Annotated in this window: 22 protein-coding genes and 1 other RNA gene; 20 read left to right on the top strand and 3 right to left on the bottom strand. The window is 65.4% G+C overall.

Annotated features, from left to right (window positions below; translation table 11 throughout):
• Nucleotides 1–142 precede the first annotated feature (142 nt).
• The 17 genes from CEY08_RS22580 (at nucleotide 143) to CEY08_RS22500 (ending at nucleotide 16,497) form a co-directional block, all read left to right on the top strand.
• Nucleotides 143–1,222 carry an ABC transporter ATP-binding protein gene (locus CEY08_RS22580; protein WP_063643180.1) on the top strand — a complete coding sequence of 360 codons (1,080 nt, stop codon included), beginning with the start codon at nucleotides 143–145 and terminating at the stop codon, nucleotides 1,220–1,222.
• Between the two features lie 28 nt (nucleotides 1,223–1,250).
• Complete coding sequence (locus CEY08_RS22575; RefSeq protein ID WP_042794722.1) at nucleotides 1,251–2,297, top strand: extracellular solute-binding protein; 1,047 nt, start codon at nucleotides 1,251–1,253, stop codon at nucleotides 2,295–2,297.
• A 16-nt stretch (nucleotides 2,298–2,313) separates the two neighbouring features.
• The gene (locus CEY08_RS22570; protein WP_076815049.1) at nucleotides 2,314–3,150 is read left to right on the top strand and encodes an ABC transporter permease; all 837 of its coding nucleotides are present in this window, start codon (nucleotides 2,314–2,316) and stop codon (nucleotides 3,148–3,150) included.
• Nucleotide 3,151: 1 nt separating this feature from the next.
• The gene (locus tag CEY08_RS22565) at nucleotides 3,152–3,943 is read left to right on the top strand and encodes an ABC transporter permease (RefSeq protein ID WP_042794720.1); all 792 of its coding nucleotides are present in this window, start codon (nucleotides 3,152–3,154) and stop codon (nucleotides 3,941–3,943) included.
• A 26-nt stretch (nucleotides 3,944–3,969) separates the two neighbouring features.
• Entirely contained in the window at nucleotides 3,970–4,278 is a 309-nt protein-coding gene (locus CEY08_RS22560) for a N,N-dimethylformamidase alpha subunit family protein (protein WP_042794719.1), read from the top strand.
• 49 nt (nucleotides 4,279–4,327) lie between these two features.
• A complete protein-coding gene (locus tag CEY08_RS22555; protein WP_076815047.1) occupies nucleotides 4,328–6,568 on the top strand; it encodes a N,N-dimethylformamidase beta subunit family domain-containing protein in 2,241 nt (746 codons plus the stop codon).
• Between the two features lie 8 nt (nucleotides 6,569–6,576).
• Nucleotides 6,577–7,863 carry an NAD(P)/FAD-dependent oxidoreductase gene (locus tag CEY08_RS22550; protein ID WP_076815045.1) on the top strand — a complete coding sequence of 429 codons (1,287 nt, stop codon included), beginning with the start codon at nucleotides 6,577–6,579 and terminating at the stop codon, nucleotides 7,861–7,863.
• Nucleotides 7,864–7,891: 28 nt separating this feature from the next.
• Entirely contained in the window at nucleotides 7,892–8,254 is a 363-nt protein-coding gene (locus tag CEY08_RS22545; RefSeq protein WP_076815043.1) for a cupin domain-containing protein, read from the top strand.
• 223 nt (nucleotides 8,255–8,477) lie between these two features.
• An RNA gene (gene ffs, locus CEY08_RS22540) (signal recognition particle sRNA small type) lies at nucleotides 8,478–8,575 on the top strand.
• A 214-nt stretch (nucleotides 8,576–8,789) separates the two neighbouring features.
• Complete coding sequence (locus tag CEY08_RS22535; RefSeq protein WP_076815042.1) at nucleotides 8,790–10,940, top strand: DNA polymerase III subunit gamma/tau; 2,151 nt, start codon at nucleotides 8,790–8,792, stop codon at nucleotides 10,938–10,940.
• 45 nt (nucleotides 10,941–10,985) lie between these two features.
• Nucleotides 10,986–11,312, top strand: coding sequence for a YbaB/EbfC family nucleoid-associated protein (locus tag CEY08_RS22530; RefSeq protein ID WP_042794716.1), 327 nt, complete (start codon nucleotides 10,986–10,988; stop codon nucleotides 11,310–11,312).
• Nucleotides 11,313–11,331: 19 nt separating this feature from the next.
• Entirely contained in the window at nucleotides 11,332–11,940 is a 609-nt protein-coding gene (gene recR, locus CEY08_RS22525; RefSeq protein WP_042794715.1) for a recombination mediator RecR, read from the top strand.
• Between the two features lie 107 nt (nucleotides 11,941–12,047).
• Nucleotides 12,048–13,307 carry a CaiB/BaiF CoA transferase family protein gene (locus tag CEY08_RS22520; protein ID WP_042794713.1) on the top strand — a complete coding sequence of 420 codons (1,260 nt, stop codon included), beginning with the start codon at nucleotides 12,048–12,050 and terminating at the stop codon, nucleotides 13,305–13,307.
• A gap of 11 nt (nucleotides 13,308–13,318) precedes the next feature.
• The gene (locus CEY08_RS22515; RefSeq protein WP_076815040.1) at nucleotides 13,319–14,359 is read left to right on the top strand and encodes an ABC transporter substrate-binding protein; all 1,041 of its coding nucleotides are present in this window, start codon (nucleotides 13,319–13,321) and stop codon (nucleotides 14,357–14,359) included.
• Nucleotides 14,352–15,161 (top strand): ABC transporter ATP-binding protein, encoded by an 810-nt coding sequence (locus tag CEY08_RS22510; RefSeq protein WP_042794711.1) that lies wholly within the window; start codon nucleotides 14,352–14,354, stop codon nucleotides 15,159–15,161. The genes CEY08_RS22515 and CEY08_RS22510 overlap by 8 nt, the downstream gene beginning before the upstream one ends.
• Nucleotides 15,162–15,163: 2 nt before the next feature.
• A complete protein-coding gene (locus tag CEY08_RS22505) occupies nucleotides 15,164–15,958 on the top strand; it encodes an ABC transporter permease (protein WP_042794710.1) in 795 nt (264 codons plus the stop codon).
• 11 nt (nucleotides 15,959–15,969) lie between these two features.
• Entirely contained in the window at nucleotides 15,970–16,497 is a 528-nt protein-coding gene (locus tag CEY08_RS22500; RefSeq protein WP_063960901.1) for a carboxymuconolactone decarboxylase family protein, read from the top strand.
• On the opposite strand, the gene speB is transcribed toward CEY08_RS22500, so the two are convergent.
• Together speB and CEY08_RS22490 are read right to left on the bottom strand one after the other, a co-directional pair.
• Nucleotides 16,494–17,546, bottom strand: a complete 1,053-nt coding sequence (speB, locus tag CEY08_RS22495; protein WP_076815038.1) for an agmatinase — start codon at nucleotides 17,544–17,546, stop codon at nucleotides 16,494–16,496. The two genes, CEY08_RS22500 and speB, sit on opposite strands and share 4 nt — an antisense overlap.
• A gap of 33 nt (nucleotides 17,547–17,579) precedes the next feature.
• Nucleotides 17,580–18,968, bottom strand: a complete 1,389-nt coding sequence (locus CEY08_RS22490; protein ID WP_076815036.1) for a sodium:solute symporter family protein — start codon at nucleotides 18,966–18,968, stop codon at nucleotides 17,580–17,582.
• A gap of 259 nt (nucleotides 18,969–19,227) precedes the next feature.
• On the opposite strand from CEY08_RS22490, the gene CEY08_RS22485 reads away from it, so the two are divergent.
• Nucleotides 19,228–20,121, top strand: coding sequence for a LysR family transcriptional regulator (locus CEY08_RS22485; protein WP_063643126.1), 894 nt, complete (start codon nucleotides 19,228–19,230; stop codon nucleotides 20,119–20,121).
• Nucleotides 20,122–20,160: 39 nt separating this feature from the next.
• On the opposite strand, the gene tal is transcribed toward CEY08_RS22485, so the two are convergent.
• Nucleotides 20,161–21,114, bottom strand: coding sequence for a transaldolase (tal, locus tag CEY08_RS22480; RefSeq protein WP_076815034.1), 954 nt, complete (start codon nucleotides 21,112–21,114; stop codon nucleotides 20,161–20,163).
• Nucleotides 21,115–21,333: 219 nt separating this feature from the next.
• On the opposite strand from tal, the gene carA reads away from it, so the two are divergent.
• Together carA and carB are read left to right on the top strand one after the other, a co-directional pair.
• On the top strand, nucleotides 21,334–22,488 hold the full coding sequence (gene carA, locus CEY08_RS22475; RefSeq protein WP_042794705.1) for a glutamine-hydrolyzing carbamoyl-phosphate synthase small subunit: 1,155 nt from the start codon (nucleotides 21,334–21,336) through the stop codon (nucleotides 22,486–22,488).
• A 10-nt stretch (nucleotides 22,489–22,498) separates the two neighbouring features.
• Nucleotides 22,499–25,738 (top strand): carbamoyl-phosphate synthase large subunit, encoded by a 3,240-nt coding sequence (gene carB / locus CEY08_RS22470; RefSeq protein WP_076815032.1) that lies wholly within the window; start codon nucleotides 22,499–22,501, stop codon nucleotides 25,736–25,738.
• Nucleotides 25,739–25,772 lie beyond the last annotated feature (34 nt).

Raw genomic sequence — 25,772 nt, 5'->3', positions numbered from 1 at the left:
GGCTCCTCGTTTTCCCGTATTTTGAGTGTCAATTACCGCCTAGCGATAATAATAAACCTCAGTACGGGATTTTACTATTGCCCAAAGCATATTAGCTCCAATATCCTGCGCTCATTCATCTGTTTTGCCGGAGTGTGTGAGCATGGGGCAGGGCCAGAAAACAGCGGGAACGCCGATCCTCCAGATCCAGAACGTCACGAAGACGTTCGGCGCATCGGCGGCATTGAAAGGTGTCAGCCTGGATGTGCGCGAAGGAGAGTTTCTGACCTTGTTGGGGCCCAGCGGCTGCGGCAAGACCACGCTCATCCGGATCATCGCGGGCTTTGAAACGCCCACTTCCGGCGAGGTGAAGATAGACGGACAGTCGATCCTGTCAGCGCCCCCGTACCGCCGCCCGCTGGGCATGGTGTTCCAGAACCTGGCTCTGTTCCCGCACCTCACCGTTGCCGAGAACATCGGCTACGGCTTGCGGATGCGGCGCGAAACGTCCGCCGGCATCCGCGGCAAGGTGGAGCGATCGCTGGCGATGGTCGGCCTGGAAGGTTATGGGGCGCGCTACATCGGCCAGATTTCGGGCGGGCAAAAGCAGCGCGTGGCGCTGGCGCGCGCCATCGTCATGGAACCCCGGGTGCTGCTGCTGGACGAGCCGCTAGGCGCGCTGGACATGAAGATCCGGCGCCAGATGCAGACCGAGCTGAAGCTGATCCAGGAAAAGCTGGGTACTACCTTTATCTTCGTGACGCACGATCAGGAAGAGGCGCTGACCATGTCCGATCGCGTCGCCGTGTTCCGCAACGGCCTGATCGACCAGGTCAGCGATCCCGCCACCATCTACGAAAACCCTCAGACCCGCTTTGTTGCGGAGTTCGTGGGGGACACGAATTTCTTCGAAGGAGTGGTGCAGGCCGGCGCGACCCGCCTGGATTGCGCGGAACTCGGTTGCGGATTCGATTTGCCGGGCACGCGTTTTAGCGCGGGCAGCGCCGTGGGCGTATCGCTACGGCCGCAGCACCTGAAGCTGGCGCCTGCCGGCAGTGCGCGCCTGCAAGCCCGTGTGGAGCGCCGCGTCTATGCCGGGCAGAACACCCGTGTCTGGCTGCGGGCCGGCGCCCGGACCCTGATCGCCGATTGGCCGGCGCAGGCTGGGCTGCCCTTGCCAGGGCAGGGCGAAACCGTCGGACTGACCTGGGACGACAGCCGCATTTCGGTTGTATCCCTCTAGCGCTGTTCTCTCTCACTGGAGTCGCACAATGAGCACACATCGATTCGCCAATTGGACCGTCGCCGCGTTCATGGCCGTTTGCGGCACAGCCGGCGCGCAGGACATCACCATGGCCACGTGGGGCGGAGGCGTCGGTGCGGCCTGGCGCGAGGCTTATGCCGAACCCTTTACCAAGGAAACCGGGATCGGCGTGAAAATCGTCGAAGTGCCAACGCCCGAAGCCCAGGTGCGCGCGCAGAAGGACGCTCCCAAATTCAATGCGGCGCTGTCGTCATTCTTCGAGGCCGCGCAAATGTACAGCGATGGCCTGCTTGAAGACTTCGACATGAACGAGGTGCCGGCGTTAAAGAACGTGCCGGAGAAATACCTGCTGAAGACGCCCGGCGGACGCCTGATCGGCGTCAGCACCTACTTCGCCTATTACGGCATCGCGGTGAACAAGGACCTGGCGAAGCCCTCCGATTTCTCGTCCTGGAAGGCGTTGGGCGACCCCAAGTGGGCGGGCAAGCTGTCCGTTACCCGTCCGGTATACAGCTCGGCCTACGATCTGACGATCATGTCCGTGGCCGAGGGGGGCAACGAGCGCGATACCGCCAAGGGCCTGGCCTTGCTGACCGCGCTGGGCAAGAACTCGCTTGCGATGTATAGCTCGATGGCGCAGATGAACCAACTGCTGCAACGTGGAGAAGTCACGGCCGCGCCCTATTACTCGACCCGCGTGTGGCAGATGAAGCGCGACGGGCAGAACAACATCGAGATGGTCATTCCGAAGGAGGGCGCGCTGATCCTGCCCTATCTCGTGGTCGTGCCGAAGAAGGCGCAAGGCCGGGCCAGCTACCTGAAGTGGCTCAATTACGTCGCCCAGCCGGAAGGGCAGTCGCGCATTGCCGACATCGCCGGCTATCTGCCGCTCAACAGCACGGCCAAGCTGTCGCCTGCGACTGAAAAGGAACTGGGCCAACCCTTGAACGCCCTGCGCGACCAGCTCTACCAGCCGGACTGGAACTACATCGCCGAATCCCGCAAGTCGCGCATCGAGCTGGTCGAGCGCGCCATGGCGGGCGCCGGCCGCTAAGCCGGGAGACGCCGCGATGAAATCCACCAGGCCGCCGCTGATACTGCTGCTTCCTCCGGCGATCCTGATCCTCATGTTCGTCACGGGGATCGCTTATCTCGTCGTCGAATCGCTGCGCACCGGGGACGGCTTCGGCCTGGGAAATTTCACCAGCTTCTTCGAGCGCGCCGACTATGTCGCGGTGCTGTTGCGCACGATCGGGATCGCGCTGGTCGTGACGCTGGTTTCCGTGCTGGTCGGCTATCCCATCGCCTATGCGATCTCGCGTTACCGGGGCAACCGGAATTTCCTGATGATGCTGGTGATCACGCCATGGCTGGTCAGCGTGGTGGTGCGCACCTACGGCTGGCTGGTGATCCTGGGACCCAAGGGCACGCTGAACTCGCTGTTGTTGTCGCTGGGCGTGATCGATGCGCCCATGCGCCTCATATTCAACATGACCGGCGTCGTGATCGGTCTGGTGCATGTCTTCAGCCCGTTCTTCATCGTGTCCGTGCTGGCGGTTCTGCTGCATCTGGACCGCGCCCTGGACGAGGCGTCGCAGACACTGTCTGCCGGCCCGATCAAGACTTTCCTGTACGTCACCTTGCCCTTGAGCCTGCCGGGTGTCATTACCGGTGCCATGCTGGTCTATCTGCTGTCGACCGGCGCCATCGTGACGCCGCTCCTGCTGGGCGGCGTGCGCGACGGAATGTTGGCGACGCAGATCTATCAGGACGTGCTGCAGGTCTTCGACTATCCGAAGGCCGCCAGCATGGCGATCGTCCTGCTGTTCGCGGCGTTCTCGCTGGTCATCCCCTTGCAATGGCTTGAACGCCGCGTCGCCGCGCGGGTGTCCGGAATGGGAGCTTGATATGCGCTGGCTCTACCGTTTGCTGCTGGTATTGCTGTTCGGCTTTCTGCCATTGCCCATCCTGATTGTGGCGGTATCGTCGTTCACGTCCACCGGCTACTTCACTGTGCCGCTGGCATCGCTTTCCTGGCGCTGGTATCTGGAGTTTTTTACCGACGCGCAATGGCTGGGGTTGCTGGCGGTCAGCGCCGGCATCGCCCTGCTGGTGGCGTTCATCAGCACGTCGGCAGCCCTGCTGGCCGCGCTGGTGCTGGACCGGAGCCGCATCAGGGGCAGCGGTGTCATCGAATCCCTGATCATGCTGCCGCTGGTGTTTCCCAACGCGGCGCTGGGTGTGGCTTTCCTGGGCCTGCTCGGGTTGCTGGGCGTCAGCGGTTCATACCTGGGCATTGTGCTCGCGCATTGCATCATCACGCTGCCGTTTGCGTACCGCCCCATCTTGAATTCGCTGCGCAAGCTGGACCCCGCGCTGGGCGAGGCCAGCATGAGCCTGGGAGCGCGGCCCGCGCAGGTCCTGCGCACCGTGACTTTGCCCATGCTCAAGCCCGGCCTCATCACCGCCTTCCTGTTCTGTTTCATCGTGTCGTTCGACGAAGCAACGATCACCGTCTTTCTGGTTGCGCCCGACGTCAATACCTTGCCTGTGCGCATCCTCACGCAGATACAGGAAAGCGCCAGCCCCGTGATCGCCGCCATCGCCACGTCGCTGATCGTCTTCACGCTTGCCCTGGTGCTGTTGCTGGAACGCACGGTCGGACTCGAAATGTTCGCCGCGCCTGAACGCGACCACTGAACCCTCTTTCATGCCCGGAGCGCAATATGTACGAGATCCAGCCCGAAGATGCGGAGTTGCTCAAGCACTTCAGGACCACTACCACCAAGAATCGGCCACTGAAGCTGAACCGGCTGCTCAATCGCTTGCGGATGGAGCCCATGGCCGGCAAGCAGGTCATCGTGTGCACCAAGCCTTACTCGGAATACGCCATTGGCCGGCTGGGGGAGGGGCGTGGCGATCCGGTGGAACTGGCGCCGCAGCGCTACGCCAAGCTGGCCGACGCGCAATGGGCGCTGCTGAAGATTCGCTGGGCCATCCATTCCCCCTATCCCTGGCCGTCCGACCTGGACTGAACGCTGGCCCCCCACACCGTGTTGCCCGATACCCTTTGACGGAGCCTGTATGTACGAGATCCTGGGATACCCCAGCACCTGGACGGTCGCGCCCGGCGAAACCATAGAATTCAAAGTCAGCTGCGCGCAGGCGCTGCGCTATGACGCGGACTTGGTGCGCATCCGCAGCGGCGACGTATCGCCGGGCGCGCCCGGCCTGAAGGAAACCGTGGTGTTGCCTGGCATCGCCACCGGCATCGCGGGACGTCCGCAAGGCACCGAAACCGGTTCGCGCGCGGTGGCGCCGGCATTCAGCGAGCCTGCCGCCGGCAGCAAGAGCTGGATCCTGGCGGTGATGCCGACCTTGCTCTGCAACGGTGGGGATCAGGTGATCCTGTCGCGCTGGGACGAGGCGGCGCGCATAGGCTACCTGCTGGGCCTGGACCGCGAAGGTTGCCTGTTTTGGGAGCAGGGCAGCGGCGGCAAGAGCGAGCGTCTCACGCTCGGATTGCCCATGACCGCGAGGCAGTGGTATCTGGTGGCGGTGAACATGGACCTGGACGCGGGGACTGTCGCGCTGCGCCAGATTCCGGCCAATCCCTTGCTGGCCGTGGATTCTCACGCCCAGGCCAGCGGCCGGCTGGCGTCCGTGGATCCGGTTGCGTTGGCGGGCCTTGCGCTGACGATGGGGGCGGCCGCCACCGGCAAGCGGTTTCCGCAGTACGCCAGGCACTACAACGGCCGGCTCGATTCGCCCACGCTGCTGCCCTATGGCGCCGCGGACGCCGACCTGGCCCAGTTACGGGTGGAACCGCAGGCGCGCCGCCTTGCTGCTCCGCCCCTGGTTGCGTGGGATTTCTCGCGGCGCATCGACACCGATGTGATTGTCGACACGGCGAGGCCTTGGTCCGAGGGGCGTATCGAGAACCTGCCCGCCCGCGGCGTGCCCGGGCTGCGCTGGGATTCCAGCGTCATGTTCTGGCGCGAACGTCCCGACCATTTCGCCGCGCTGCACTTCCATGACGACACGCTGGAGGACGCGCGCTGGGAAACCGACTTCAGCCTGACCGTGCCGGAGGACCTGCCCAGCGGCCTGTACGCAGCGCGCCTGACCGGTGCGAGAGGTGAGCAGGAACGCATCACCTTCATCGTGCGGCCGAAACCGGGCGGCCCGCGCAAGCGCATCGCGTTCCTTGCATCCACGGCCACGTACATGGCGTATTCGAATTCCCACTACCGCCTGGACGAAGAAGGCATGGAAATGAAGTCGGGCAACTTCATGGTCCTGTATCCCTGGGAGACCTACCTGGGCGAGCACCGCGAACTGGGCCTGTCCATGTACGACACCCATTCCGACGGCTATGGCGTCTACTACGCCTCGCGCCTGCGTCCGGTCTTCAGCATGCATCTGCAATGCCGCACCTGGTCGCTGAACGGCGATACGCACTTCCTGGACTGGCTGGACGAAAAGGGCTACGACTACGACGTCATTACGGACGATATGCTGCACGCCGAAGGGCTGCAGGCCCTGGAAGGCTACAAGGTGGTCATGACCGGTGCGCACCCCGAGTACTGGACCACGCGCATGTGGCAGGCCATGGTGGCGTACCAGGGGCTGGGAGGCCGCCTTATGTACATGGGAGGCAACGGCTTCTATTGGCGCTGCGCCTATCACCCCGAAAAGCCCTGGTTGATGGAATTGCGCCGCACCGAGACGGGCGCGCGCTACAGCGAGACGCCGGCCGGCGAAAGCTATCACAGCTACACCGGCGAGTACGGTGGCACCTGGCGCCGCATCGGGATTGCGCCGCAGACGCTGACCGGCATCGGCACGACCGCGACCGGGTTCGACGCGTCCTCCTATTACCGCCGGCGGCCTGAAAGCCACGACCCGCGCGTGGCGTTCATGTTCGCAGGGGTGGAGGATGAAATCATCGGCGATTTTGGCAGCAGTGGAGGCGGCGCCGCAGGCGACGAGATCGACCGCGTCGATTTCCGCCTGGGTACGCCGCCGCATACGCTGATCGTGGCCCGCTCGGAAAAGCACACGCGCTACTACAACGTCGTGCCAGAGGAAACCACCTATCACCATCCCACCATCAACGGCGAAGAGGCCAAGCACTGCTACGCGGACCTGGTGTTCTACGAATGCCTGAACGGCGGCGCTGTTTTCTCCACGGGTTCGATTACCTGGGGCGCTTCGCTGGCCTGGAACGGCTATGACAACAACGTGTCGCGTATCACGGCGAACGTGCTGAGCCGTTTCGCCGACGCGACTCCTTTCGTGTTTCCCCAGGCAAGCGGACGCTGATACACACCATGCGCGCACCAGACTCGGGCGATGCCCGGCAATCCTTGTGGCAGCAGACCGCGGGGCAGGCGCCTGCCGGGCCTGTCCTGGCCGGTTCCGTCCAATGCGATGTCGTCATTGTCGGCGCCGGCATCACCGGTCTGTCGGCAGCCCTGCACCTTAGCGAATCGGGCTTGCGCGTCTGCGTGCTCGACGCCCAGGACCCGGGTTGGGGCGCGTCCGGCCGCAATGGCGGGCAGGTCATCCCCGGTATCAAGCACGATCCGCGCGCAATCCTGGCTCGCTATGGGAAAGAGCTGGGTGAACCTCTGCTGCGCATGGTGGGGGCGGCGGCCGACACGGTGTTCGAACTGATCGACAAGCATGGAATCTCCTGCCATGCGACGCGCGCCGGCTGGATACAGCCCGCCCATTCGCTGCGGGCCCTGGAGACGGTGTCGGACCGTGCCCGGCAGTGGCTGGAGCGCGGGGCGCCAGTGGAAATCCTGGAGCGGGATGCGGTCAGCGCGCGCCTGGGAACGGACCGCTTCCTGGGAGGCTGGATAGACCGGCGCGCCGGCAGCATTCAGCCGCTGAGCTACACGCGGGGGTTGCTGGCGGCGGCGCAAGCCGCGGGAGCGTCGGTGCATGGACATAGCTGCGTCACGGCGTTGGAACGCTCGGGCCAGCAATGGCTGGCCCGCACGCAGCAGGGCGCCACGGTCAAGGCCGAACATGCGCTGATCGCCACCAACGGCTATACCAACGGCCTGTGGCCAGGCTTGCAGCGCAGTGTCATCGCCGCCAACAGCTTTATCGTCGCCACGGGCCCGCTGGATGCGCAGGCATACGGCCACATCATGCCTGGGGGCGTGGTGGCATCCGACTCCCGCCGTCTGCTGCTGTACTTCCGCCGCGATCACGAGGGCCGTTTCGTATTGGGAGGTCGCGGCCATTTCGCCGACCCCGTCGCAGAGCAGGACTGGGACCACCTGGTGCGCGGGGCGCGCATGCTGTTTCCGGAACTTGCCCGGATTCCGTTCACCTACCGTTGGGCCGGCCGTATTGCCCTGACGCGCGATTTCGTGCCGCATGTCCATCAGCCTTCGCCCAACCTGCATATCCTGCTGGGCTATAACGGCCGCGGCGTCGCCTTGGCGACGCAGATGGGCCGCTGCCTGGCCCGCAGCATTGCCCAGGGCGAGCCCATGCCATACCCCGTGACCCCGATCACGCCGCTGCCGTTCCATGGCCTCAAGCGCTTCTACATTGCGCTGGGCGTGGCCTATTACGGCCTGTGCGACAAGTTTTCGTAGACGCCTGCTTCACGCCCCGGAGAACCCCATGACGATCCAGCATATCCCCCAGACCCGCGAGACCACGCCTCTGGACGACCTCGGCCCGGTCGGCATCCCGCTCAGCGAACCCGCCTGCGCGCTACGCGCCAGAAAAATCGTGATCCCGGGCGCGGAAGCCACCAGCGCGGGCATCTGGGAATGCACTCCCGGCCAATTCCGCCGCCAGGTCAAGGAAGGCGAAATCATGCACATCCTCGCCGGCTCCGGCACCTTCACCCCCGACGGCCAAGCCCCACAGCCCTTCCAGGCAGGCGACACCCTGGCCATGTCCCCCAACACCGAAGGCATCTGGCACATCCACACCCCAGTCCGCAAACTCTACGTCCTGGCTCCCGCCTCCCCCCAATAACGCTCCCCACCCCAACCCCAGCCAGCAAGCCAAGGCAAAGCGGCGCAAGGCAAGCAAAGCAAGCAAGGCAAAGCGAAGCGAGCCAAAAGGACCAGCGAAGCGAAGTCCCACCCCCTCCCCCTCGGGGGGAGGGCCGGGGCGGGGGCGCACATATTGCCCCTCGGGGCCCGCCAGCCGAGATTCGAGCAAGCAAGCGAAGCGCAGCTCTGCTAGAATCTCGGCTGGCGGGCCCCTCCGCATGGTTCGGCGGTGAACCTGGTCAGGTCGGGAACGAAGCAGCCATAGTCGTTTAGGGTCAGTGCCGGAGTAAGGCTCGCCAACCGGATTCTTCAAAGCAGCGTGTCATGTCTATCCATGACATTGCCGCTTTCAAGGGGGACGGGGTTATTTTCCAAGGATACGTTCCACGGGAATAAGCCCGTCCCCTTTGTGTTTCAGGCCGCGCGGAGCATGAATGCCCTGTTCCCGCGCCGAACCCCGGAAGCTGGACAGGCCATTTCGGGCCAGCTTGCGAAACAGGCTCTACAATCCACCCATGACTTATCTGGTACTGGCCCGCAAGTGGCGGCCGCGATCGTTCGATACCCTCGTGGGACAGGATCACGTGGTGCGCGCGCTGACGCATGCGCTCGACACCCAACGCCTGCACCACGCCTGGCTGTTCACCGGGACCCGGGGCGTGGGCAAGACCACGCTTTCGCGCATCCTGGCCAAGTCGCTCAACTGCGAAACAGGCATCACTTCCAAGCCTTGCGGGGTGTGCCGCGCCTGCACGGAAATCGATTCCGGGCGCTTCGTCGATTACCTCGAGCTTGACGCGGCCTCGAACCGCGGCGTCGAGGAAATGACGCAGCTACTGGAGCAGGCGGTGTACGCGCCGGGCGCCGGACGCTTCAAGGTCTACATGATCGACGAAGTCCACATGCTGACCGGGCATGCGTTCAACGCCATGCTCAAGACGCTGGAAGAGCCGCCGCCCCACGTCAAATTCATACTGGCGACCACCGATCCGCAGAAGATCCCGGTGACGGTGCTGTCGCGCTGCCTGCAGTTCAACCTGAAGCAGATGCCGGCCGACTCCATCGTCGGGCACCTGCAGGCCGTGCTCGGCCAGGAATCGGTGGGATTCGAAGTGCCCGCCCTGCGGCTGATCGGGCAGGCGGCCGCAGGCTCCATGCGCGATGCGCTGTCGCTGACCGATCAGGCCATCGCCTATAGCGCCGGCAACCTGACCGAGGATGCCGTGCGCGGCATGCTCGGCACGATCGACCAGCGCCATCTGGTGCGCCTGCTAGACGCGCTGTCCACGGGCGATGCCAAGGGCGTGCTCGCGGTCGCGGACGAATTGGCGATCCGCGGTCTGTCCTACGCTGGCGCGCTGGCCGACCTGGCGGTGCTGCTGTCGCGCGTGGCCATCGAGCAGCGCGTGCGCGGCGTGACGCCCGCCGAGGATCCTCTTGCCGGCGACATCGCCCGGCTGGCACAGGCGCTGCATCCCGACGCCGTGCAGCTTTTCTATTCCGTGGCGGTGCATAGCCGCAGCGAATTGACCCTGGCGCCCGACGAGTACGCGGGCTTCATCATGGCCTGTCTGCGCATGCTGGCGCTCAATGGCGAAGCCGGTCCGCAGACCGCGGTGGAAGCGCCCGCCGCGCCCGCCCGCCAGACCGCCGATGCGGCTGCGGCATCCGCGCCGGTCACGGCGGCGGCGCCTGCGTCCGCACCCGTCCCGCCGGCCGCTGTTGCCCCCGTGGTTGCCGCAACACCGGCAGCGCCAGCGGCCGCTGCGCCGGCCCCGGCCCCTGCGGCGCAGGCGCCCGCGCCGGCCGAGGCCCCCGCCGCGCCCGTGATCACCCCCGAGCAGGCGCCTGTGCCGGATGTCGTCTCCGCAGCATCTGAACCGGACGCCGCGGCCCCGCAGACCGTCCAGGGCGGTAGCGTGCCTCCCTGGGAAGATCTGCCCGCCGCGCCGCCCGCGGCTCCCGAGGCCGACGCCGGCAAGGCTGCCGGCACTGCGGCGCTGGCGGTCACGCCGGCTACCGCCGCCGCTATCGCGCCTGCGCCCCAGGCCGACGACGCAGATGGTCCGCCTGCCTGGGTCGACGAAGAAATCCCGTTCGAAGCAGAAGGCGGTTACTCGCCCGACAGCGGCTTCACGTCGGATCCCGACGACGATGGTTTTGAAACCCTGGCCAGCTCGCCTTCGGCTGCGCCGCCGCCCACGGCCCCGGCTCGCCGCGAAGGCCCTCCGTCCGCGCGCAAGCGGCAGTCGCGCGCCCGCATGGCGGACATGACCTCCGACACCTGGCCTGAGTTGGCCGCGCGCCTGCCGGTCACCGGCCTGGCGGCCGAACTGGCGCGCCAAAGCGAATGGGCCGGCGTGCAGGGCGATGCCATCGTCCTGCGCGTCGCCGTCAAAACCTTGGCGGAAAGCGAAAGCCGCGTCCGTCTGCAGACGGTGCTGTGCGAACATTTCGGCCAAGGCATACGGCTGGACGTCGAGGTCGGCGCAACGGGCGAGGCGACGGCGCATGCCGTGGCCCAGGCCGAACGCGCGGCTCGCCAACAGGCCGCCGAGGACGCTGTCGCCGTCGATCCTTTCGTGCAGGCACTGGTTGCCGATTTCGGCGGCCAGGTCGTGCCCGGCTCGATCCGCCACGTCGATTCCCCCGCTGCCGCTGCTTGAAGCGGCGGCCATCTCTCATTCCCCTCATTCAAGGAAGCATCGATCATGATGAAAGGACAACTGGCCGGCCTGATGCGCCAGGCGCAGCAAATGCAGGAAAACATGAAGAAGGCGCAGGATGCGCTGGCCGAGATCCAGGTCGAAGGCGCCTCGGGCGGCGGCCTGGTCAAGGTCACCATGACCTGCCGCCACGACGTCAAGCGCGTTGCCATCGACCCGTCGCTTCTGGGTGACGACAAGGACATGCTGGAAGACCTGGTCGCCGCCGCGTTCAACGACGCACTGCGCAAGGCCGAGGCGACCTCGCAGGAAAAGATGGCGTCGGTTACCGCTGGCATGCCCTTGCCCCCGGGCATGAAGCTGCCTTTCTAAGCGCAGCCCCCAGGCCGCAATGGACCCGCTATTGCCTGAACCCGAGCCGCTCGTCTCGTTGATCGAGGCGCTGCGGCGCCTGCCTGGCGTGGGCGTGCGCTCTGCCCGGCGCATGGCTTATCACTTGCTGCAGCATGACCCGCAAGGCGCGGACATGCTGGGACAGGCGTTGGCGGGCGCGGTGCGGGACCTGAAGCATTGCGCACGCTGCAACAGCTTCTCGGAAGAAGAGGTCTGCGGCACCTGCATCAACCCCAAGCGTGATCCCTCTCTGCTGTGCATCGTCGAGACGCCAGCCGACCAGAACATGATCGAGTCCAGTCACGGCTATCGTGGCTTGTACTACGTGCTGATGGGCCGCGTCGCGCCCCTGGAAGGCATCGGCCCGCGCGAACTGGATTTCGAGCGGGTGATCAAGCGCGCCACCGACGGCGTGGTGCAGGAAGTCATCCTGGCCACCAACTTCACCGCCGAAGGCGAGACCACCGCGCATTTCCTGGGCGAGGCGCTCAGCGAACGCGGCCTGCGCGTTACCCGGCTGGCGCGCGGCGTGCCCGCCGGCAGCGAACTCGAATACGTGGACGCCGGCACTATCGCGTGGGCCCTGATGGAGCGCAAGACCACCTGAAGATTACGCCCTCCGCCTGCTCGCCGGCGCGGGCCCCGTCAGTACAAAATCGTGAGCCTTCGGCAACGCATCGAGGGCCGCCTAAGCAAAAAGCGAGGAGACAAACGATGTCAGCGCTGACCGGACTGAAGGTCCTGGAACTCGGCACGCTCATTGCCGGCCCGTTCGCCGCGCGCATCTTCGGCGAATTCGGCGCCGACGTCATCAAGGTGGAAACGCCGCATGGGCCTGACGGCTCGGGCGGCGGCGATCCCATTCGCAGCTGGCGCCATCTGCACGAAGGCAACTCCCTCTGGTGGACGGTGCAGGCCCGCAACAAGCAATCCATCGCACTTAACCTCAAGGACCCGCGCGCGCGTGAAATCGCTCGCCAATTGGCGCTGGACGCCGATGTCGTGGTCGAGAATTACCGGCCCGGCGTGCTTGAGAAGTGGGGCCTGGGCTATGAGCAACTGCGTGCCGTCAACCCTGCGCTCATCATGGTGCGCCTGTCGGGCTACGGGCAGACTGGTCCCATGAAAGACCAGCCGGGTTTCGGCGCCATCGGCGAATCCATGGGCGGTCTGCGCTATGTGTCCGGCCATCCGGACCGGCCGCCCTTGCGCGTGGGCATCTCCATCGGCGATTCCATCGCGGCGCTGCACGGCGTGATCGGCGCGATGATGGCGCTGCGCCACCGGGATGCCACGGGCGGGCGCTGGAACGGCAAGCAGGGCGCGGAATGCCAGGCGGGGCAGGGGCAGATGGTGGACGTGGCGCTGTACGAAGCCGTGTTTAACATGATGGAAAGCCTGGTGCCCGAATACGACGTGGCCGGCGTCGTGCGCGAACGCACTGGCGGCGCGCTGCCGGGCATCGTGCCTTCGAATACCTACACCACCCGGGATGGCCAGAACATCGTCATCGCCGGCAACGGCGACGCGATCTTCCACCGGCTGATGCGCGCCATTGGCCGCGACGACCTGGCGACGGACCCCGCGCTGGTGCGCAACGACGGCCGCGCCAGGCGCGTGGAAGAGATCGACGGCGCCATCCAGCAATGGTGCGGCGCGCGCGGCATCGAGGAGGCGCTGGGCATCCTGAAGGGCGCCGACGTGCCCGTGGGCAAGATCTACAGCGTGGCCGACATGTTCAGCGACCCGCAGTTCCTGGCGCGCCGCATGATAGAGCAGCATCGCTTCCCCGACGGCACGCCCGTCAAGCTGCCGGCCGTGGTGCCCAAGTTGTCGGAGACGCCCGGAGAGACGCGCTGGGTGGGTCCGAGATTAGGGGAACATACCGAGGAAGTCCTGAAATCGCTGGGGTATGATTCAGCGGCTATAGAAGAGCTGGCGAAGACCGGCGCTATCGGTCTGCCCGACAACTAGGAGACAACCACATGTCAGTCACTCGCCGTGATCTGCTCAAGATGGCCGGCGCCGCCGGCGTCATGGGCATGGCGCCCGCTATCGTGCGCGCGCAGAAGCTGGAGAAGACCAAGGTCCAGATCGCCGTCGGCGGCAAGCCGCTGATCTACTATCTCCCCCTGTCCATCGCGGAAGCCCGCGGCTACTTCAAGGACGAAGGGCTGGACGTCAGCATTGCCGACTTCGCGGGTGGCTCCAAGGCCTTGCAGGCCGTGGTGGGCGGCAGCGCGGACATCGTGTCGGGCGCGTTCGAACACACCTTGTCCATGCAGTCCAAGGGCCAGGCCTATCGCGCCTTCGTGCTGCAGGGCCGCGCGCCGATGATCGGCGTGGGCGTGTCGAAGAAGAACCTGCCCAACTACAAGAGCGCCGCCGACCTGAAGGGCAAGAAGATCGGCGTGACCGCGCCGGGCTCATCCACCAACATGGTGGTCAGCTTCTTCCTGGCCAAGCACGGCCTGAAGGCCTCGGACGTTTCCATCATCGGCGTGGGCGCAGGCGCAGGCGCGGTGACCGCCTTGCGCAGCGGCCAGATCGATGCCATTTCCAACACCGACCCGGTGGTGTCGATGCTGGAAATGCCCGGCGACATCCAGATCATCGTGGACACGCGCACGCTCAAGGACACCCAGGAAATCTTCGGCGGCAACATGCCGGCGGGCTGCCTGTACGCGCCGCAAGCCTTTATCGACGCCAATCCCAACACCACCCAGGCCCTGGCCAACGCCCTGGTGCGCGCCGACAAGTGGATCCAGAAGGCCGGCGCCGACGAGATCGCCAAGGTTGTCCCGGAAACCTATCTACTGGGCGATCCGGCCGTCTATAAGGCCGCCATTGCGAAGAGCCTGGAAGGCCTGTCGCCCGATGGCATGATCCCCGAGGACGGCGCGGCCACCGCGCTCAAGGCGCTGGCAGCCTACCAGGCGGACTTCGACGGCGCCAAGATCGATCCGTCCAAGGTCTGGACCAACGACTACGCGCGCCGCGCCAACGAGAAGTACCCCAATGGCTGAAGCCGCGCTGTCGCTGGAAAACATCAGCTGCACCTTTGTCTCCCGCGACGACCGCTCGCAGCGCTACACCGCCGTCAGCGACACTTCCCTGGCCATCGCGCCGGGGGAGTTCGTGTCGGTGGTGGGCCCGACCGGCTGCGGCAAGTCCACGCTGCTCAACGTCAGCGCCGGCCTGCTGGCGCCGTCGTCGGGCCGGGTGCAGGTGTTCGGGCAGCCCCTGTCCGGCATCAACGAGCGCGCCGGCTACATGTTCCAGGGCGAGGCCCTGCTGCCTTGGCGCAGCGCGCTGGACAACGTGGTGGCCGGCCTGGACTTTGCGGGCGTGCCGCGTCCGCAAGCGCTCGAGCGCGGCCGCGAATGGATGCGCCGCGTCGGCCTGGGCGGCTTTGAAGGCCGCTATCCGCATCAGATGTCGGGCGGCATGCGCAAGCGCGCGATGCTGGCGCAGACGCTGATCCGCGACCCCGACATCATCCTGATGGACGAGCCGTTCTCGGCTTTGGACATCCAGACCCGCCAGCTCATGGAGAACGAGGTCCTGGATCTCTGGATGGCCAAGCGCAAGGCCGTGCTGTTCATCACGCACGACCTGGACGAAGCCATCGCCATGAGCGACCGCGTGGTGGTGCTGTCAGCAGGGCCGGGCACGCATCCCATTGGCGAATTCACCATCGACCTGCCGCGGCCGCGCGACGTGGCCGAAGTGCGCACGCATCCGCGTTTCGTGGAACTGCACGCCGCCATCTGGGGCGTGCTGCGCGAAGAAGTCCTGAAGGGCTACGCCCAACAAAAGCGAGTCTGAGCATGCCCAAGCTGATCAAACCCGGTTCGGCCAGCCTGCGCTTGTGGCAGTTGCTGCTGCTCGTCGTCATTTTGCTGGTGTGGCATGTCGCGTCGCGCGACCCGAAAGTGGCGTTCTTCTTTGGCGAGCCGCTGAAGGTATGGGGGCGCATCTGGGCGTGGTTCGTCACCAACGCGGACATCTATACGCATCTGGGCGTGACGCTGACCGAGACCGTGCTGGCCTTTTTCATCGGCACGATCGCGGGGCTGGGCTTCGGCCTGTGGCTGGGGTTGTCGCCCGGCGCCAGCGCGATCCTGGACCCATACATCAAAGCCGCGAATTCGATGCCGCGCGTGATCCTGGCGCCCATCTTCGGCATGTGGTTCGGCCTGGGCATCTGGTCCAAGGTGGCGCTGGCCGTCACGCTGGTGTTTTTCATCGTGTTCTTCAACGTCTACCAGGGCGTGCGCGAAGTCAGCCCCACCTTGCTCGACAATGCCAGGATGCTGGGTGCGCGGCGGCGCCAGTTGCTGCGGCACGTGTACCTGCCTTCGGCCACCAGCTGGGTGTTCTCCAGCCTGCACACCTCGGTGGGCCTGGCCTTCGTCGGCGCGGTCGTGGGTGAATACCTGGGCTCTGCCAGCGGCGTGGGCTACCTTATCCTGCAAGCGGAAGGCACGTTCGACGTAAACACCGTGTTCGCGGGCATCATTGTGCTGACCGCATTTGCGCTGGTGCTGGACGCCGTGGTCGGCATAGGCGAAAAACGCCTGATGAAATGGCAGCCGAGGTCCGGCGAAACCGAAAAGATCTGATTGGAGTTGTCATGGCCCGTCTACCGTACGCCGACCTGGCTCACCCTGAAGCGAAGCCCCTGGTCGATCGCATCGTCGCCGAACGGGGCAGCGTGCTGCACCTGTACCAGATGCTGCTGCACAGCCCCGCCGTGGCGGGCGGGTGGCTCAACTACCTCACCTCGATCCGCCAGCTCAGCACCTTGCCCGGCGACCTTCGCGAACTCGTGATCATGCGGGTGGCGGCCATCAATGGCGCACCGTACGAGGCTGACCAGCATGCGCCTATCGCCCTCAAAGAGGGCGTGTCCCAGGCGCAGCTGGACGCGCTGGACGCCTGGGAAAGCTCAGGCCTCTTCAACGACCGCGAGAAGGCGGTGTTGGCCTATACCGACGCCATGACGCGGCACGTTCAGGTGCCGGAACCGGTGTTCCAGGCGGCACGGGCCGCCATGGGCTCCGACAAGCTCATGGTCGAACTGACCGCGACGGTGGCTGCCTACAACATGGTGTCGCGCTTCCTGGAAGCGTTGCAGGTGCATTCGCACGACCATCGTTAGGTTCCTCTGCGGGGCGCCAACGACACCAGCGTCAGGATCTCGAACAGTATTTGCGCGCCCGCCTGGGCCGTAAGCGTGGAAGGATCATAGGCTGGAGATACTTCCACCAGATCGCCTCCGATGACGTCCAGGCCCGCCAGGCCGCGCACCAGCGCCAAGGCTTCACGCATCGTGAGGCCGCCCGCCTCCGGCGTTCCCGTGCCTGGGGCATAGGCCGGGTCCAGGCCGTCGATGTCGAAACTGACGTAGACGGGGGCGTTGCCCACCACCTCGCGGGCACGGCGCACAATGGCTGGAATGCCCAGCGCGCAGACTTCCTCCGCGTGGATCACGGTCATCCCCGAGTCATACGAGAATTCCCACAGGTATTCGGAAGAGCCCCGGATGCCGATCTGGATGGTTTTGATCGGATCCAGCACGCCGTCGAGCACTGCCTGGCGAAAGGGGCCGCCATGATGGAAGCGGCTTTGGTCGAATGGACCGCCAGTGTCGCAGTGCGCATCGATATGCACCAACGCCACGGGCCGGTGCCGACCCAGGGCCCGCAAAATGGGCAGAGTGATCGAATGATCCCCGCCCGCGGATACCGGTATCACGCCGGCGGCGTGGAGCACGCGATAGGCGGCCTCGATGTCGGCGTGCGACTGCTCAAGGCTGAAGCGGCTGCTCAGAGGAACATCGCCGATGTCCGCCACGCGCAGTGCGCGCGTGGGCGCTATCCGCTGAACGTGGTTGTAGGGGCCGATGCGCTCGATGGCGCGCAGGGCGCGAGGCCCGAAGCGGCAACCGCTGCGGTTGCTGATGCCCAGGTCCATGGGGACGCCCAGCAGCGCGGCCTCCAGGTCGCCGAAATCGGGCGCAGCCCAGTCGATGTGGCGGATCGGGGCATCCAGTAGCGTGGGGATGCCGGCGTAAGGTGCTTGCCGCACCCCGCTCTCGTCGATGACGTCGCGCGCCACGGCGCGAAAATGTCCGTCGTGGATGACGGATTCATTCTCGCCTCCGTACTTGGCGCGCAAGGCTTGCAGGGTTTCGGGACTGAATGTCATGGATGGGTCTCCTTATCAGATGGGGGAAATCGCTCAGACGGCACTGGCGTTGGCAGGCGCCGCATCCGGCTTGCCGTACAGGCTGACGGCGACAAAGCCCAGCAGCCCGGCGGCCAGCCCGCCATGGATCGGCCAGTTCGAATCCAGCCCGTCGGCGACCATCAGCACGATGGCCGCCGTGCAGCCCAGCATCATGCTGGCGATGGCGCCACGGGTGGTTGCGCGTTTCCAGTAGATGGCGCCCAGCAAGGGGACCAGCATTCCGCCCACCAGCAGGTTGTAGGCGCAGGTGAGGGCGCTGAGCACGTCGTCCACCACCAGCGCAATGCCCAGCACGGCGATGCCCGCCAGCAGCGTATACAACCGGTTGGCGCGCACGTCGTGCGCGGCCGGGCGGCCAAGCATCCAGGGCAGCAGGTCTTCCGTGATGGTGGTCGAGGCCGCCAGCAGGGCGGCGCTTGCCGTGGACATCATGGCAGCCAGCGCGGCCGCGATCAGCAGGCCGCGCATACCGTCGGGCAAGGTGGCCCGCACGATGGCGGCGAAGGCGTTGTTGGCATCGGGCAGTTCGGGCAGCAGGACCCTTGCCGCCATGCCGATCAGCGCCAATGCCAGGCCGTACGCGATGCAGTACACTCCGGCCGCGGTGCCAGCGGCCCGCGCCACCGCGCCGCTGCGGGCCGTGAAGACGCGCTGCCAGATGTCCTGTCCCAGCAGGATGCCGAAAAAGTAGATGACGAAATAGGTGACGATGGTGCCCCAGCCTATCGACGTAAAGCCGAACCCGGAGGCCGGCAGCTTGTCCACCAGCGCGTCCCAGCCCCCAGCCTTGAGCATGCACAGGGGAAGCAGGATGAAGATCAGGCCGACGGTCTTGATCAGGAACTGGACGATGTCTGTCAGCGTCAATGACCACATGCCGCCGATGGCCGAATACACCACCACGACGCCGCCACCCAGCACGATGGCGATCCAGACCGGCAGGCCGAACAGCACTTGCAGCACGGTGCCGATCGCGATCACCGAAGTGGCGGCCAGCATCAGCGCATATGCCAGCATGACCAGCGCGCTGAAGCGTCGGGTTCGCTGGCTGTAGCGCCGTTCCAGCACTTGGGTGACGGTGTAGACCTTCAGGCGCAGGAGCGGCTTGGCCAGAAACAGGTTCAGCACGATGATGCCCAGGCCCAAGGCGGCGCATAGCCAGAAACCCGAGATGCCGTGCACATATCCCAGCCGCACGGTTCCGACGGTACTGGCGCCGCCCAACACGGTCGCGGCCATGGTGCCCATGTACAAGCCCGGCCCCAGGTTGCGTCCGGCCACCAGAAACTCCTCGCGCGTCTTGGCGCGTTTCATGCCGTGCCAACCCAGCAGCAGCATCGCCGCGGCATACGCGACGACGACAACGATATCCAGAATCATGCTTGTTTCCCCATTTTGTTGGCGGGACCGAGGATGCGCCGGACGCGGACATCGATGCCGCGAAAGCGCAGGCCCCGGTTCAAGTGCTTATCGGTATGGCCCGTGGCGTCACGGCGTCGTTACGCGTTAATCGTTCTTAGATTCGCGGGCGCATGGCGGCGGGCAGGTGCAGATCTTAGGAAAGCCGGTTATATCGATCCATGTTCAATTGGCGGTATGAACATGGGCCGTCGCCGATCTTTACTTTGGGTTTTCCCGCATGCTGACTTCGACCACCGACCTGGACATACGGCTGTTGCGCATCTTCCTTGCCATCGTGGATGCGGGCGGCGTTTCGGCGGCGCAGGGCGCGCTGGGCGTGGGCCAGTCGACAATCAGCGAGCAGTTGGCCACGCTGGAAGTTCGGCTGGGATTCACGCTGTGCGAACGCGGGAGGGGCGGCTTTCGCCTGACGGCAAAGGGCGAGCGCTTTGTGCGGATGGCGCGCGGGCTGCTGAATACGCTCAGCGATTTCAGCGCCGAGGCGCGCAACATGGACAAGCAATTGGTCGGACGCCTGACGCTAGGACTGTGCGGCCATTCCACCATGCAGCAGAACGTGCGCATGGCTCAGGCCATCGAGCGCTTTCGCCAGCGCGACGAAGCCGTGCGGCTGTCACTGCGAGTGTGCGGTCCGCGCGAACTGGAAGGGCTGCTGCTGCAGGGCGAAATCCAGGTGGCAATAGGCTATTTCTGGCATCGCGTCCCGTTCCTGGATTACACGCCCTTGTATGCAGAGCGGCAGGTTGCCTGTTGCGGGCCCTCGCATCCGTTGGCGGCGAGGGCGGGTCGGGCGACTCAGGAAGACGTCGCTCAATGGGAGTGGGCGTGGCGGACTTACCCCGTGCCGGAGGCCGAATTCCCGGACTGGCAGGCGCGGGTCACGGCGGAGGCCGACAACATGGAAGCGGTGGCGATGCTGGTGCTGTCCGGCGCGCATCTGGGATATCTTCCAGAACACTTCTGCAGGCCGTATATCGAGGCGGGACTGCTCCATGCCCTGAACCCCGAAGTGCTGCACTACGACGTCACTTTCCGGATGGTCACGCGGCGGCGCGCTGCCCTGGACGAAGTAACGCGCGCATTCGTTGCCGACATGCGCGCGGGCGTTTAGCGGCAAGGCCGTCGGCGGCGCCGGCGGCCCGGTACCGTCTCAGGCGCGTTGCGCCTCGATCAGCGCATCCAGCTTGACCGCGTCCGCCACGAACAGGCGGATGCCTTCCGACAGCTTTTCGCTGGCCATCGCATCGTCGTTGAGCAGGGTGCGGAACGTGACCTCGTCCGCTCCGATGCGCGCAATGTTGGCGGGGACGTCGTCGGCGCGCAGCTGCGCGGGCGCATCGCCCTCGGTGCTTGCCAGTTTGGTCAGCAGTTCCGGGCTGATGGTCAGCAGGTCGCAGCCCGACAGCGCCAGGATCTGGCCGACGTTGCGGAAGCTGGCGCCCATGATTTCGGTGGGAATGCCGAAGTGCTTGTAGTACTCATAGATCCGGGTAACGGACAGCACGCCCGGATCGCGAGCGCCGGCGTTGTCGGCTTCGACCCAGTTGGCGCCGGCGGATTTCTTGTGCCAGTCATAGATGCGGCCGACGAAGGGCGAAATCAGTTGCACGTGCGCATCGGCGCAGGCAACCGCTTGCGGCAGCGAGAACAGCAGGGTCAGGTTGCAGCGCACGCCTTCGGACTGCAACGCGCGGGCCGCCTGTATGCCTTCCCAGGTGGATGCGATCTTGATCAGCACGCGCTCGCGCGGCACGCCGGCGGCTTCGTACAGGGCGATCAGGCTGCGGGCGCGTTCGATGGTGGCGCGGGTGTCGAACGACAGGCGGGCGTCCACCTCGGTGGACACGCGTCCGGGGACGATGTCCAGGATCGCGCGGCCAAAGGCAACCAGCAGGCGGTCCATGAGTTCGGCGGTGGATGCGCCGCGGTGTTCGCGCGCGGTCTTTTCCAGCAGCGGACGGTAGGCGTCCTGCTGGACGGCCTTCAAAATAAGGGACGGGTTGGTGGTGGCGTCGGTGGGACGCAGCGCCTTCATGGCTTCGAAATCCCCCGTGTCGGCGACGACGGTGGTGTGGTTGCGCAGGGCGTCAAGTTGGCTGGACATGGACGATACGGCTCGCAGCTGGCTAGGGTTGAAGGTGTCCTAGCGTATCACTGAGGCCGTCCTGGCGCTGTCGGCCGGACGAGGGAGGGGGGCAGCGGGACGCGGAAAAACAGGCCAAAATGCCGTTTCCGGCCTTATTTGGCGCGGTTCGCCGGGAAAAACGGCCGCTCAAGGTATAATCCGAAGGTTTGATTATCGATTCTAAAACCGGGGTTTACTGTGCTGCCGCAACTCTTTCCCGAGGGGATCAACCGCTTCCCTCCTGCAATTCTGGCTCTGGCGGACGGTACCATTTTTCGAGGCGTGTCGATCGGTGCGCCTGGCCATACCGTCGCCGAAGTGGTGTTCAACACCGCAATGACCGGGTACCAGGAAATTCTCACCGATCCCAGCTACAGCGGCCAGATCGTCACGCTGACCTATCCGCACATCGGCAACACCGGCGTCAACGCCGAGGACGTGGAAGCCAAGCGCGTCTTTGCCGCCGGCCTGGTGGTCCGCGACTGTCCCGCCCGCGTGTCGAACTTCCGTTCCACGCAATCGTTGCCTGAGTACCTCTCCGAGCAAGGCGTCGTCGCCATTTCCGGCATCGATACCCGCAAGCTCACCCGCATCCTCCGCGAGAAGGGCGCCCAGGGCGCCTGCATCTTCGTCGGTACCGACGCAGAGCGCGCCGTCGAACTGGCCCAGGGCTTTGCCGGCATGGCCGGCCAGGACCTGGCCAAGGTCGTGTCGGTCAAGGACCGCGCCGAATGGACCGAAGGCACCTGGCAACTGGGCGAGGGCTTCTCCAAGCCCGACCAGTCCAAGTTCCATGTCGTGGCCTACGACTTCGGCATCAAGACCAACATCCTGCGCCTGCTGGCCGACCGCGGCTGCCGTCTCACGGTGGTGCCGGCCCAGACCAGCGCCGAGGAAGTCCAGAAGCTCAATCCCGACGGCGTGTTCCTGTCCAACGGCCCCGGCGACCCCGAGCCCTGCGACTACGCCATCGAGGCCACGCGCGCCTTCCTGGACAAGAAGCTGCCGGTGTTCGGCATCTGCCTGGGCCACCAGATCATGGGCCTGGCGCTGGGCGGCAAGACGCTCAAGATGAAGACCGGCCACCACGGCGCCAACCACCCCGTGCAGGACCTACAGTCCAAGCGCGTGTTCATCACCAGCCAGAACCACGGTTTCGCGGTCGACGCAGCCAGCCTGCCGGCCAACGCGCGCGTGACGCATGTCTCGCTGTTCGATGGCACGCTGCAGGGCTTCGAGCTCACCGACCGCCCGGCCTTCTGCTTCCAGGGCCACCCTGAAGCCAGCCCGGGTCCGCACGACATCCTGGAGCTGTTCGACAAGTTCATCAGCCTGATGTCCGGCCAAAAGTAAAGATTGCATCATGCCCAAGCGTACAGACCTAAAAAGCATACTCATCATCGGCGCCGGCCCCATCATCATCGGGCAGGCCTGCGAATTCGACTATTCCGGCGCGCAGGCTTGCAAGGCGCTCAAGGCCGAGGGCTACCGCACCATCCTGGTGAACAGCAACCCCGCCACGATCATGACGGACCCGGAAACGGCCGACGTCACCTACATCGAGCCCATCACCTGGCAAGCCGTCGAAAAGATCATCGAGCGTGAAAAGCCCGATGCGCTGCTGCCCACGATGGGCGGCCAGACCGCGCTGAACTGCGCGCTGGACCTGGCCCACCACGGCGTGCTGAAGAAGCACAACGTGGAACTGATCGGCGCCAACGAGCACGCCATCGAAAAGGCTGAGGACCGCCAGAAGTTCAAGCAGGCCATGACCGACATCGGCCTGGAATCGGCCAAGTCGGGCGTTGCCCACAGCATGGAAGAAGCCTGGGAAGTGCAGCGCCGCATTGCGGCCGAAGTCGGCACCTCCGGCTTCCCCGCCGTGATCCGCCCCAGCTTCACCATGGGTGGCTCGGGCGGCGGCATCGCCTACAACGCCGAAGAATTCGAAACCATCTGCCGCCGCGGCCTGGAAGCTTCGCCCACCAGCGAACTGCTGATCGAAGAGTCGCTGCTGGGCTGGAAGGAATTCGAGATGGAAGTGGTCCGCGACAAGGCGGACAACTGCATCATCGTCTGCTCCATCGAGAACCTGGACCCGATGGGCGTGCACACGGGTGACTCCATCACCGTGGCGCCGGCCCAGACGCTGACCGACAAGGAATACCAGATCATGCGTAATGCATCGATCGCGGTATTGCGCGAGATCGGCGTGGATACGGGCGGCTCGAACGTGCAGTTCGCCGTCAATCCCAAGAACGGCCGCATGATCGTCATCGAGATGAACCCGCGCGTGTCGCGTTCGTCGGCGCTGGCGTCCAAGGCCACCGGCTTCCCGATCGCCAAGGTTGCAGCGCGCCTGGCCGTGGGCTACACGCTGGACGAGCTCAAGAACGAAATCACGGGCGGCGCCACGCCGGCTTCGTTCGAGCCCTCGATCGACTACGTCGTCACCAAGGTGCCGCGTTTCGCCTTCGAGAAATTCCCCGCCGCCGACGCGCGCCTGACGACCCAGATGAAGTCCGTGGGCGAAGTCATGGCCATCGGCCGCACCTTCCAGGAATCGTTCCAGAAGGCGCTGCGCGGCCTGGAAGTGGGTGTCGACGGCCTGAACCAGAAGACCACCGACCGCGAGAAGCTGCAGGTCGAATTGGGTGAGCCCGGTCCGGAACGCATCTGGTACGTAGGCGATGCCTTCGCGCAGGGCTTCACGCTGGACGAAGTGCACGCCATCACGCACATCGACCCCTGGTTCCTGTCGCAGATCAAGGAAATCGTCGACATCGAGCTGGCGCTCGAACAGAAGACGCTGGCCGATCTGGACTACGCCACGCTGTGGGAACTCAAGCGCCGCGGTTTCTCCGACCGCCGCCTGGCTTTCCTGCTGGATTCCTCGGAATCCGAGGTCCGCAAGCTGCGCCACCAGCTGAACGTGCGCCCGGTCTACAAGCGCGTGGATACCTGCGCCGCTGAATTTGCCACCCGCACGGCCTACATGTACTCGACCTACGAGGAAGAGTGCGAAGCGGCGCCCACCGATCGCAAGAAGATCGTGGTGCTGGGCGGCGGTCCGAACCGCATCGGCCAGGGCATCGAGTTCGACTACTGCTGCGTGCACGCGGCGCTGGCGCTGCGCGACGACGGGTACGAGACCATCATGGTCAACTGCAACCCGGAAACCGTGTCCACCGACTACGACACCTCGGATCGCCTGTACTTCGAGCCGCTCACGCTCGAAGACGTGCTCGAGATCGTCCACAAGGAAAACCCGGTCGGCATGATCGTCCAGTACGGCGGCCAGACCCCGCTGAAGCTGGCGCGCGCCCTGGAAGCCAACGGCGTGCCCATCATCGGCACCAGCCCCGAATCCATCGACGTGGCCGAAGACCGCGAGCGCTTCCAGAAGCTGCTCAACAAGCTTGGCCTGCGCCAACCGCCCAACCGCACCGCGCGCACGGAAGGCGAGGCCCTGGCCCACGCCGCTGAAATCGGCTATCCGCTAGTGGTGCGTCCCAGCTACGTGCTGGGCGGCCGCGCCATGGAAATCGTGCACGAGCAGCAGGACCTCGAACGCTACATGCGCGAGGCCGTGAAGGTCAGCAATGACTCGCCCGTGCTGCTGGACCGCTTCCTGAACAACGCCACCGAAGTGGACGTGGACTGCCTGGCAGACGGCGAAACCGTCTTCATCGGCGGCGTCATGGAACACATCGAACAGGCTGGCGTGCACTCGGGCGACTCGGCTTGCAGCCTGCCTCCGTATTCGCTGTCGGCGGAAGTCATCGCCGAGATCAAGCGCCAGACCACGATGATGGCCAAGGCATTGAACGTCAGCGGCCTGATGAACGTGCAGTTCGCGATCCAGGGCGGTGACGTCTACGTGCTGGAAGTGAACCCGCGCGCCTCGCGCACGGTGCCCTACGTCTCCAAGGCCACCGGCCTGCAGCTGGCCAAGATCGCCGCGCGCGCCATGGCCGGCCAGACGCTGGCCGCGCAAGGCATCACCAAGGAAGTCGTGCCGCCTTATTTCTCGGTCAAGGAAGCCGTGTTCCCGTTCGTGAAGTTCCCGGGCGTGGATACCATCCTGGGTCCTGAAATGAAGTCGACCGGCGAAGTGATGGGCGTGGGCACCAGCTTCGGCGAAGCCTTCGTGAAGTCGCAATTGGCCGCGGGCGTGCGCCTGCCGGAATCCGGCACGGTGTTCATCAGCGTCAAGAACCAGGACAAACCCCTGGCGGTGGAAGTGGCGCGCGGCCTGCACGCCCTCGGTTTCAAGCTGGTCGCCACGCGCGGCACGGCCGCCGAGATCGAAGCCGCCGGCATCCCGGTGCAATTGGTGAACAAGGTCACCGAAGGCCGTCCGCACATCGTCGACATGGTGAAGAACGGCGAGATCTCGCTGGTCATCAACACCGTCGAAGAGCGTCGCAACGCCATCGCTGATTCGCGCACCATCCGCACCCAGGCGCTGGCCGCCCGCGTGACCTTCTTCACGACCATCGCCGGCGCCCGCGCCGCGGTCGAAGGCATGCAATACCTGCGCCAAGGCCTGGGCCTGCAGGTGTATCCGCTGCAGGAGCTGCACGCTTCCTTGCACGGTTAAGCCGGCTGGCGAACAATAGGGCACGCGAGAGCGT

Source organism: Achromobacter insolitus, assembly GCF_002209555.1.
In the GTDB taxonomy this organism is placed as follows: Bacteria; Pseudomonadota; Gammaproteobacteria; order Burkholderiales; family Burkholderiaceae_B; genus Achromobacter; species Achromobacter insolitus.
Note: the sequence above shows the minus strand (reverse complement) of the source record. Positions and strands in the feature narration are given on the sequence as shown.